The following is a 10816-nucleotide window of genomic DNA, read 5'->3' as shown; positions in this document are numbered from 1 at the left end:
ACCTTCGCCAGGAGCTCCGTCATGCAACGCAGAACCTTCCTTCACGCCGGTGCCGCCCTCGGGCTTGCTGCGTTGTCGCCGCAGCTCTTCGCCGCGGGCAAGCGCAAGCCGGCCGCGAATGCCGCGCTGATCGTGGTGGATGTGCAGAACTGCTTCATCGAAGGCGGCACGCTGCCGGTGAAAGGCGGTGCCGAGGTGGTGCCGGTGATCAACAAGCTGGCCGGCGCGTTCCAGAACGTGGTGGTCACGCAGGACTGGCACACGCCCGGCCACGCGTCCTTCGCAACAGCCTACCCCGGCAAGAAGCCCTTCGAGACCACCACGCTCAAGTACGGCACGCAGGTGCTGTGGCCCGACCACTGCGTGCAGGGCACCGACGACGCGGCGCTGCACAAGGACCTGAAGCTGCCGACCGCGCAGCTCATCATCCGCAAGGGCTACAACCAGGGCGTCGACAGCTACTCGGCCTTCGAGGAAGCCGACCACAAGACGGTGACCGGCCTGGCCGGCTACCTGAAGGCGCGCGGCATCAAGACGGTGTACATCACCGGCCTGGCCACCGACTTCTGCGTCGCGTGGACCGCCATGGACGCGCGCAAGGCCGGCTTCGAGGCCTACGTGATCGAGGACGCCACGCGCGGCATCGACCTCAACGGCTCGCTCGCGGCCGCATGGAAGCAGATGGCGGCCAGAGGCGTGAAGCGCATCCAGTCGGCGGACATCCTCAGCGCATGACGCTGTCCGGCGTCGGCGTGAGGTTCTGATCCCGAGATGCCTGGACTCTCGCTGACCGTCAACGCGCAGGTCGTCGTCGTCGATGCCTCGCGCGAGGCGACGCTGCTCCATGTGCTGCGCAATGCGCTCGGTCTGAACGGGCCGAAGTACGGCTGCGGACTCGGCCAGTGCGGTGCCTGCACGGTATGGGTCGATGGTGTCGCGGCGCGCAGCTGCGTGATCCCGGCGCATGGTGTGGCGGGGCGCGCCATCACGACGCTCGAAGGGCTTGGCATGCGGGCGCAGTGGCATCCCGTGCAGGCCGCGTTCGAGGAAGCCCAGGCGGCGCAGTGCGGCTACTGCCTCAACGGCATGGTGATGCAGGCGGCGGCCTTGCTCGCGCGCGAACCGCATCCGAGCGAAGAACGCATCCGCGCTGAACTGTCCGGCAACCTGTGCCGATGCGGAACGCATGTCGAGATCGTTCGCGCGGTGCAACTGGCGGCCTCGCGGCTGGCCGCCGACGCATGACGAGTTCGCGCCGCGCCGACGCGCCTCGCACGCGCGCCGAGTTCCTCTCGGCCGAGGGTGTTCTGCTCGTCGCCCGGTCGACCCCACCCGCACCGCCGCCGTCGCCGGGCCAGCCGATTGCAGTGTCGGGCAACCCGGCCGAGGGCGACGAGATCCTGATTGCGGTGTGGGACGACGGCAGTGCCTCAGCGCTGAACGGCCACGTCGACCTGGGCACCGGCCTGCAGACCGCGCTGTCGCAGATCGTTGCGGAGGAACTCGACCTGGGCATGCCCTGCATCCGCGTGATGCTCGGGGACACCGCGCGCGTGCCCAACCAGGGGGGCACCATTGCGAGTGCATCGATCCAGATCCACGCGCAGCCGCTGCGGCTGGCCGCGGCACAGGCGCGTGCCTGGCTGCTGGAGCGCGCGGCCGAGCGGCTCGGCGCGCCGATAGCTTCGCTCGAGGTGCGCCACGGCATCGTGCGCGTGGCCGATGACGTGTCGCGCCAGGTGACGTACGCACAACTGGTCGCGGGCCAGCGCACCGTGCTCGAGCTCGCACCCGACGCGGCGCTGAAGAATCCTGCCGACTACCGCGTCGTCGGCACGCGCCAGCCCCGCGTCGACATCCCGGCCAAGCTCGCAGGAGAACTCGTCTTCGTGCACGACATGCGTGTGCCCGGCATGCTGCACGGCCGTGTGGTGCGTCCGCCGTACGCGGGCGCGGACCATGGCGACTTCATCGGCAACACGCTGGAGTCGGTGGACGAGTCGTCCATCGCGCACATCCCGGGGGTGCGCGCCGTGGTGGTGCTGCGCGACTTCGTCGGCATCGTGGCCGAACGCGAGGAGCACGCCGAGCAGGCCATGCGCGAATTGCGCGTGACCTGGAAGGCCTGGCCCGGCATGCCCGACCTGTCGGACGTGGAACAGGCGCTGCGCGACAACCCGTCGACCCAGCGCCTGTTGATCGACGACGGCGATGTCGACGGCGCCATCGCGCGCGCGGCGCAGCCGATGCGGCGCACCTACGTGTGGCCTTATCAAATGCATGCGTCGATCGGGCCGTCGTGTGCGCTGGCCGATTGGCAGCCCGACGCTGCGGACGGTTTTGCGCTGCGGGTGTGGGCCGGTTCGCAAAGCCCGCACGTGCTGCGCGCCGACCTCGCCCAACTGATGGATCTGCAGGATGTGCAGGTCGATGTCGTCCGCATGGAAGCTGCCGGCTGCTACGGCCGCAACGGCGCCGACGACGTGGCCGCCGATGCGGCGCTGCTGGCGCGTGCGGTCGGTGCGCCGGTGCGCGTGCAGCTCACGCGCGAACAGGAGCACGCGTGGGAGCCCAAGGGCGCCGCGCAATTGATGGACGTCAACGGTGGGCTCGACGCCAACGGTGGCATCGCCGCCTACGACTTCGAGACCTCGTACCCGTCGAACGGCGCACCCACGCTGGCGCTGCTGCTCACGCGCGCGGTCGAACCGGTGGCGCAGGCCTACGAGATGGGCGACCGCACCGCGCGCCCGCCGTACACGGTCGACAACCTGCGCGTGAAGGTCAACGACATGGCGCCGATCGTGCGCGCCTCGTGGTTGCGCGGCGTGTCGGCGCTGCCGAGTTCCTTCGCGCACGAGTCGTACATCGACGAACTCGCCACTGCGGCGGGCGTCGACCCGGTGCAGTTCCGCCTGCGCCATCTGCACGACGAGCGCGCCGCCGAACTGGTGCAGGCGACCGCCCAAAAGGCCGGCTGGCGCATGCGGACCGGGCCGCAGGAGAACGCCGATGGCGGCCTTGGAGAGGGAGGTGACATCCTCTTCGGCCAGGGCTTCGCTTACGCGCGCTACGTGCACAGCAAGTGGCCCGGCTTCGGCGCCGCATGGGCCGCGTGGGTGGCCGATGTCGAGGTGAACCGCAAGACCGGCGAGGTGCACGTGCGCCGCGTGGTGGTCGGCCACGACGCGGGGATGATGGTCAACCCCGCGGGCGTCGAGCACCAGATCCACGGCAACGTGATCCAGACCACCAGCCGCGCGCTGATGGAAGAAGTGCGCTTCGCGCCGCAGCAGGCGGGTGGTGCGCCGGCCGGCGAGGTCGCGGTGGGCCGACCGGCATCGGGCGTGGTGGCGAACCGCGAATGGGGCAGCTACCCGATCATCAACTTCCGCCAGGTGCCGGTGATCGAGGTGATGCACATGCCGCGGCAGGGCGAGGCGCCGCTGGGGGCGGGCGAGTCGTCGTCGGTACCGGGCACGGCGGCGATTGCGAACGCGATCTTCGATGCGACGGGGGTGCGCTTCCGTTCGCCGCCGTTCACGCCCGAAGTGGTGCTGGCGGCGCTGAATCCGCTGCCGGCGCCGACTGGCGACGTGAACACCGACACGCCGCGCCTCGATGCCGTGCCGATCGCGCAGCCCGCGCGGGCGCCGGCTGGAGCGCCCTGGCCGAAGCGCAAAAGCGTGTGGGGCACGGCGAGCGCCTTGCTCGTCGGCGGCATCGGCGTGGTGGTCGGCCTGCTCGGCTGGCGCTCCGCCATCGCGCCGGTGTCGCTCACCGCGCCGGTCTACAGCGCGACGACCATCGAGCGCGGCCGCGTGCTCGCCGCGATGGGCGACTGTGCGGTGTGCCATACGGCGGAAGGCGGCACACCCAACGCCGGCGGCCGTGCGATGGACACGCCCTTCGGCACCCTGTACACGACCAACCTCACGCCCGACCCTGAGACCGGCCTGGGCCGCTGGTCGTTCAGCGCCTTCCAGCGCGCGATGCGCGAAGGCGTCTCGCGCGATGGCCATCACCTGTACCCGGCCTTCCCGTACACCGCCTTCGCCAAGACCAGCGACGACGACCTGCAGGCGCTGTACGCGTACTTCATGGCGCTGCCGGCCGTGCAGGCCGAGACGCCGCAGTCGGCGCTGAAATTCCCGTTCAATGTGCGCCCGCTGATGGCCGGCTGGAACGCGCTGTTCCACGACCCCGCGCCGTACACGCCCGTCGCCACGCAGAGCGCCGAGTGGAACCGAGGCGCCTACCTGGTCAACGGCCTGGGCCATTGCGGCGCCTGCCACACGCCGCGCAACGCGCTGGGGGCGGAGCAGGGCGGCAGCGCCTTCCTCTCGGGCGCAATGGTCGACGGCTGGGAGGCGCCCGCGCTCACGGCGCTGTCGAAGTCCGCCGTGCCGTGGGATGCCAACGCGCTCTATCGCTACCTGCGCAACGGCTATGCGCCGTCGCACGGCACCGCTGGCGGGCCGATGGCCGAGGTGGTGCGCGAACTGCAGCAGGTGCCCGACGCCGACATCCGCGCGATGAGCACCTACCTCGCGTCCTTCAACCCGACGGTGCCGGACGCGCAGGCGCTGGCCGCGCAAGCCGTGCAGGCGGTGCAGATGGCCGCCGTCAACAAGGGCCGCCTGCTCGGCGCCCCGCAGCGCCTGTTCGACAACGCCTGCGCCGCCTGCCACCACGACGGCGACGGGCCGACGCTGCTGGGCGTGAACACGCCGCTCGCGCTCAACACCAACCTCACGAGCGACCGGCCCGACAACCTGCTGCGCACCATCCTCGACGGCGTGCGCGAGCCGGCCACGAAGGACATCGGCTTCATGCCGGCCTTCGGCGATGCGCTGGACGACGCGCAGATCGTCGAGCTCGCCGGCTACATGCGCGCGCGCTTCGCGCCGCAGGCCGCGCCCTGGCCGGCGCTGGCGAAGGATGTGGCGCGGCTGCGGGCCGAAGCCGCAGCCGAGCGCTGAAGGGGGAGCGATTCGATATCGGCAACGTGCCGACAAGACAAAATGCAATCGTCGGGTCATGCACTTGCGCACCGTGTCGACGGCTCACTCACACCACGGGAGTTCTCTCATGTACATACCCCCAAACCATGCGATGCCGGACATCGATGAAGCGTATGCATTGATGGAAGCCCACCCGTTGGGCGCCTGGGTCACCCCCAGCGATGGCGGCCTTCTCGCCAATCACATTCCCTTTCTGCTGGACAGGTCGCGTGGCCCGTCCGGGACGCTTCTTGGTCACGTCTCACGGGCCAATCCGGTGTGGAAGCAGCTTCCGGATTCGGCGCCGTCGGTCGTCATGTTTCAAGGTCCGCAGTCGTACATCACGCCGGCGTGGTATCCGAGCAAACTCGAGGATGGCAAGGTGGTTCCGACCTGGAACTACGGCGTTGTGCATGCACACGGTGTGGCTCGGGCCATCGACGACCGAGATTGGGTCTACGAGATGTTGGTCCGGCTCACCGCATTCAATGAATCCTCGCGGGTGTTACCGTGGAAGGTCACGGATGCGCCAGCGGACTTCATCGACAAGTTGGCGCGTGCCGTGGTGGGCATCGAGATTCCGATCGACCGTCTGGTCGGCAAGCTCAAGGTCAGCCAGGATGAAGCCCTGCAGGACAGGTTGGGCACCGTCACCGGGCTGGTCGCCGAGGGGACCGAGAACGCTGCAAGGATGGCGTCCTTGGTGAGGCAAGCGATCGATCGGCGCGACGAGGCTTGAGGTCGGCGGCGGAGGCTAGGCCTTCGTCTTCACGGCTTCGGGTGCCACCCCGGCCGACGCTAGAAGCCCCTCGATCTCCGCATCCTTGGCGGCCCAGATAGCGGCCAGCCAGCGGTGGAACTGGCCGCGGAAGACCGAGTCCGCCACGTAGTCGCCCTGCGCGAATTCGGCCGGGATCGCCACTTCGCGCGCCCGCACGACCACGCGCGTCGTGCGGCCGCAGAGAAAGTCCCAGAAGCTCGGCACGCCGTCGGGGTAGACGATCGTCACGTCGATCAGCGACTGGAACTTGGCGCCCATCGCTTCGAGCGCGAGCGCGAGCGCGCCGGACTTGGGCTTGAGCAGGTGGCGGTAGGGCGAGCCCTGCGCCTTGTGCTTGGCAGCGGTGAAGCGCGTGCCCTCGGCGAAGTTCATCACGCTGGTGGGCACCAGGGCGAACTTCTCGCAGGCGCGGCGCGTGGTCTCGCGGTCCTGGCCACGCAGTGCGGGGTTCTTGCGCAGGTCGGCCTTCGAATGGCGCGCCATGAAGGGGAAGTCGAGCGCCCACCAGGCCAGGCCGATCACCGGCACGTAGATGAGCTGCTGCTTGAGAAAAAACTTCAGCATCGGAATGCGGCGGTTCATCGTGTGCTGGAGCACGAAGATGTCGACCCACGACTGGTGGTTGGCGTTCACCAGGTACCAGCCGCGGTAGGTCAGCGCATCGACGCCCTGCACGTCCCACACGGTCCGCTGCGTGAGGCGCATCCAGCCGCTGTTGCAGGCGATCCAGGCGGTGGCCACGCCGTTGAGCACCGGGTCGATGCCCCGGCGCACGGCGGCGAAGGGCAGCACCAGCTTCACCAAGGCCAGCACGAACACCAGGCTGCACCAGAACAAGGTGTTGATCACCAGCAGCAGAAAGGCGATGACGCCACGGACGACAGGGGGCAGGAAACCGAGCATGGGACGGGCGGCGCCGCGAGGGCGCGAATGAGCGCGAAGACTCCCATTGTGCGCACAAGATGACTCAGGGCTTCCTGAGCCAGATCAGGCCGGTGCGGAATCCCCGCGGCACGCACGCGGCGGCCGGGCGCGTTATCGTTGCGGCGCGCGGCCTTTCGCGGCTGGCGCGCCCTTCAGAATTCAAAGCCGAGACAACACCATGCCCCTCTCCCTCCGTGCCTCTTCCTCTCTTCCGCACGATGCCGCCCAGGCCACGCTGGTCGGCCGCCTCTGGCAGCCGGACGTCGGCCCGGTGCTGGTTGCGGTGCATGGCGACCACCTGCACGACCTGTCGCGGGTCGCACCCACCATGAGCCAGCTGCTCGAAGGCGACGCGCCCGCCGCCGCCGTGCGCGCGGCGCTGCAGGACGGCATCGCGCATCGCATCGCATCGCTCGACGGGACCCTGGCCAACAGCGACGAGACGGCGCGCGACACGACGCAGCCCTGGTTGCTCGCGCCCTGCGACCTGCAGGCGGTGAAGGCCAGCGGCGTGACCTTCGTCGCCAGCCTGCTGGAGCGCGTGATCGAGGAACAGGCGCGCGGCGATGCGTCGCGGGCCGAGGCCACGCGCAAGGCCATCGGCGACGTGCTGGGCGACAACCTCGCGGACATCGTGCCGGGCTCGCCCGAGGCAGCGCGGGTGAAGGAGGTGCTGATCGCGCAGGGCGCGTGGTCGCAGTACCTGGAGGTCGGCATCGGCCCCGACGCCGAGATCTTCACCAAGGCGCCGGTGCTGTCGGCGGTGGGCACGGGCGCCGACGTGGGCATTCATTCGGGCTCGGTGTGGAACAACCCGGAGCCCGAGGTGGTGCTGGCCGTCAATAGCCGCGGCCAGACGCTGGGCGCTGCGCTGGGCAATGACGTGAACCTGCGCGACTTCGAAGGCCGCAGCGCGCTGCTGCTGGGCAAGGCCAAGGACAACAACGCCTCGTGCGCCATCGGCCCCTTCATCCGCCTGTTCGACGCCGACTTCGGCATCGACGACGTGCGCCGCATCACGGTCGGCCTGCAGGTCACCGGCCCCGAAGGCTTCACGCTCGAAGGCTCGAGCTCGCTCGCGAAGATCAGCCGCGATCCGCTCGATCTGGTGGGCCAGGCCATCAACCAGCACCACGATTACCCCGACGGCCTGATGCTCTTCCTCGGCACCATGTTCGCGCCCACGCAAGATCGCCATGGCCCCGGCCAGGGGTTCACCCACGTCGTGGGCGACCAGGTGCGCATCTGGGCACCGGAACTCGGCGCGTTGGTCAACCGCGTGGTGCACGCCCACCAGGCGCCGCGCTGGCGCTTCGGCATCACCGCGCTGATGCGCAACCTCGCGCACCGCGGGCTGCTGTAGCCCAGAACGCTCTCACCAGGGCAGCGGCTCGCCCAGGTGGAAGAAGCCGCCGCTCGGGCCGTCGGCCGGCAGCGTCGCGAGCTGCACGCTGGTCTTGGCGCCGTCGACCACGTTCATCGGTGCACTGCTGCCGCCCATGGCGGTCTGCACCCAGCCGGGGTGGGCCGAATTGACCTTGGTGCTGCTGCCTTTCAGCTCGTAGGCCAGGTGCACGGTGTAGGCGTTCAGAGCGGTCTTCGACGCGTTGTAGGCGGTCACCTTGGCGTCGTAGATCGGCGAGGTGGGGTCGCCGTGCAGCGTCAGCGAGCCGAGGATGCTCGACAGGTTGACGATGCGGCCGGCCGGCGCCAGGCGCAGCAGCGGCAGCAGCGCCTGGGTGACCGCGATGGGCGCGAAGAAGTTGGCGTCGAAGGTGGCGCGCAGCACCTTGTCGGGCACGGTGGAGGGCAGGTAGCGCGGCGCGGCGCCGGCGTCGCCTTCCAGGTAGACCCCGGCGTTGTTGATCAGGATGTCGAGACGGCCGGCCTTCTTCTGGAAGACCTCGAAGGCGCGCCGGTGGTCGGCGTCGTCGGTGACGTCGAAGACGATCGACTCGGCTTCGATGCCTTCTTCGCGCAGTCGCCCGACCGCATCGCGCCCGGTCGCGACGCTGCGCGCACCGATCACCGGCAGGATGCCGAGGGCACCGAGCTGGCGGGCCGTCTCGAAGCCGATGCCGCGGTTGCCGCCGGTGATGAAGGCGATCTTGCGATCGGGCGATGGTGTCATGGGGTTTTCCTTGTGTGGATGGAGGCGGCACCGGATGCGCCGCCCTGACCGCCATGGTGTCGCGGCCGCACGTCGCCGGCGCCTGCCGTTTTGAACGCAGTGTTTGCGGAAAGGCCAACAGTGGCAGAGGCCAGTGCGGTGCGGTTCAGCGCAGGGCGCGCCGGTATTGCACCGCCTCGGCCACGTGCGCCGTCTGCACCGTTTCTGCATCGCCGAGGTCGGCAATGGTGCGGGCCACCTTGAGCGCACGGTGGGTGCTGCGCGCCGACCAGCCCAGCCGCGACGCGGCCGTGTGCAGGAAGGCGAGGGCGGCCGGCTCCAGGGCGGCGTGGCGGTCGATGGCCGCGCCCGCCAGCGCCTGGTTCGGCGTGCCTTGGCGGGCGATGGCGCGGCCCCGGGCCGCCACGACCCGCTCGCGGATGAGCGCGGTCGACTCGCCCGGCGCCGCGTCGAGCAGCTGCCGCGGCGCGATGGCAGGCACTTCCACATGCAGGTCGATGCGGTCGAGCAGCGGGCCACTGAGCTTGCCCTGGTAGCGGGCGACCTGTTCGGGAGTGCAGCGGCAGGCCTTGAGCGCCGAGCCCAGGTGGCCGCAGGGGCACGGGTTCATGGCCGCGATGAGCTGAAAACGCGCGGGGAACTCGGCCCGGCGCGCCGCGCGCGAGATGGTGATCGTGCCAGTCTCGAGTGGTTCGCGCAGGGCTTCGAGGGCGGCGCGGGCGAACTCGGGGAATTCGTCGAGGAAGAGCACCCCCTGGTGCGCCAGCGAGATCTCGCCCGGACGCGGCGGCGAGCCACCGCCCACGAGCGCCACCGCGCTGGCCGTGTGGTGGGGCGCCGCCGTCGGGCGGCGCATCCAGGTGTCGAGCGTGAAGCGCCCGCCGAGGCTGGCGATGGCCGCGCTTTGGAGCGCCTCCTCGACGGTCATCGGCGGCAGCAGCCCGGCAAAGCGCTGGGCCAGCATCGACTTGCCCGAGCCCGGCGGGCCGACCATCAGCAGCCCGTGCTGGCCGGCGGCCGCGATCTCCAGCGCGCGCTTGATGCCGGCGTGGCCCTTCACGTCGGCCAGGTCGGCGTAGGGCTCGGCGGCCGCGGCCGAGCCCGGCGCCACACGGGCCCAGCCTGCCGCCGGCGGCGCTTCGGGCGCACCTGCCGGTTGGTGCAGGAACTGACCGACCACGTCGAGCAGGTGCAGGGCGCCATAGACCACCGCATCGGGCACCAGCGCCGCCTCCTGGGCGCTGTCGGCCGGCAGCACCAGCCGCGTCGCCACGCCGCGGGTGTGCAGCGCGAGCGCCATCGCCAGCGCACCGCGCACTGGCCGCAGATGGCCGGAGAGTGAAAGCTCACCTGCAAACTCGTGACCCGCCAGGCGGTCGGGGTCGATCTGGCCGCTGGCGGCGAGGATGCCCAGGGCGATCGGCAGGTCGAAGCGTCCGGAATCCTTTGGCAGATCGGCCGGCGCGAGGTTGACGGTGATGCGCTTGTTGTTGGGAAATTCGAGCCCGGCGTTGTGAATCGCCGAGCGGACGCGCTCGCGCGCCTCCTTGACCTCCACATCGGCCAGCCCGACCAGGGTGAAGCTGGGCAGGCCATTGGCCAGATGCACCTCGACCGTGACAGCGGCCGCCTCCAGTCCGAGCAAGGCACGGCTCTGCACCAAAGAAAGACTCATTTTTTCTCCCCCTCACCAAATCGGTGCGATCTTGTACGTTTGGCACGACAACGCTCAGATTGGTGCGCGCCGTCGCCTGCGCCCATTTTGATGACGTTTCAAGTCGTGACAGCCGCAGTCCATCCACCCTTCGTACCGCACACCCGTGCAGTTTGGCACGCTCCCTGCTTTGAACGGGTTCCCCCTTTCATTCCTATCCTGCACAGGAGCCAAATCGATGATGCACCGTACAACCGCCCGGGCCTTGGCCGTGGTCGCCCTCGCTTCCCTGCCGATGTTCGCCAGTGCCCAGCTGACGGCCA

The 10816-nt window shown here is 69.8% G+C and carries 8 protein-coding genes; 5 read left to right on the top strand and 3 right to left on the bottom strand.

The features are described from left to right. Window positions 1-21: 21 nt before the first annotated feature. The 4 genes from pncA (at window position 22) to ACSFBE_RS19200 (ending at window position 5742) form a co-directional block, all read left to right on the top strand. Window positions 22-735 (top strand): bifunctional nicotinamidase/pyrazinamidase, encoded by a 714-nt coding sequence (gene pncA / locus ACSFBE_RS19215; RefSeq protein ID WP_435492019.1) that lies wholly within the window; start codon window positions 22-24, stop codon window positions 733-735. A gap of 36 nt (window positions 736-771) precedes the next feature. Continuing rightward, on the top strand, window positions 772-1245 hold the full coding sequence (locus ACSFBE_RS19210; protein ID WP_435492018.1) for a (2Fe-2S)-binding protein: 474 nt from the start codon (window positions 772-774) through the stop codon (window positions 1243-1245). Next, a complete protein-coding gene (locus ACSFBE_RS19205) occupies window positions 1242-4982 on the top strand; it encodes a molybdopterin cofactor-binding domain-containing protein (RefSeq protein ID WP_435492017.1) in 3741 nt (1246 codons plus the stop codon). The genes ACSFBE_RS19210 and ACSFBE_RS19205 overlap by 4 nt, the downstream gene beginning before the upstream one ends. A 109-nt stretch (window positions 4983-5091) precedes the next feature. After that, on the top strand, window positions 5092-5742 hold the full coding sequence (locus tag ACSFBE_RS19200) for an FMN-binding negative transcriptional regulator (protein WP_435492016.1): 651 nt from the start codon (window positions 5092-5094) through the stop codon (window positions 5740-5742). Between the two features lie 15 nt (window positions 5743-5757). Here ACSFBE_RS19200 and ACSFBE_RS19195 read toward each other — a convergent pair whose 3' ends face one another. Continuing rightward, window positions 5758-6687: an acyltransferase gene (locus ACSFBE_RS19195; protein WP_435492015.1), complete on the bottom strand. Its 930-nt coding sequence runs from the start codon at window positions 6685-6687 to the stop codon at window positions 5758-5760. Window positions 6688-6886: 199 nt separating this feature from the next. Between ACSFBE_RS19195 and ACSFBE_RS19190 the strand changes: the two genes are divergently transcribed. Next, entirely contained in the window at window positions 6887-8071 is a 1185-nt protein-coding gene (locus ACSFBE_RS19190; RefSeq protein ID WP_435492014.1) for a fumarylacetoacetate hydrolase family protein, read from the top strand. Window positions 8072-8083: 12 nt separating this feature from the next. Here the strand turns inward: ACSFBE_RS19190 and ACSFBE_RS19185 are convergent, their stop codons facing one another. Continuing rightward, complete coding sequence (locus ACSFBE_RS19185) at window positions 8084-8839, bottom strand: SDR family oxidoreductase (protein ID WP_435492013.1); 756 nt, start codon at window positions 8837-8839, stop codon at window positions 8084-8086. Window positions 8840-8984: 145 nt separating this feature from the next. After that, window positions 8985-10514: a YifB family Mg chelatase-like AAA ATPase gene (locus tag ACSFBE_RS19180; protein ID WP_435492012.1), complete on the bottom strand. Its 1530-nt coding sequence runs from the start codon at window positions 10512-10514 to the stop codon at window positions 8985-8987. Window positions 10515-10816: the final 302 nt, after the last annotated feature.

Origin of the sequence: Variovorax sucrosi (genome assembly GCF_051216635.1) — a bacterium.
Taxonomy (GTDB): domain Bacteria; phylum Pseudomonadota; class Gammaproteobacteria; order Burkholderiales; family Burkholderiaceae_C; genus Variovorax.
The sequence above is the reverse complement of the archived record's forward strand: the minus strand, read 5'-3'. Positions and strand labels throughout refer to the sequence as shown.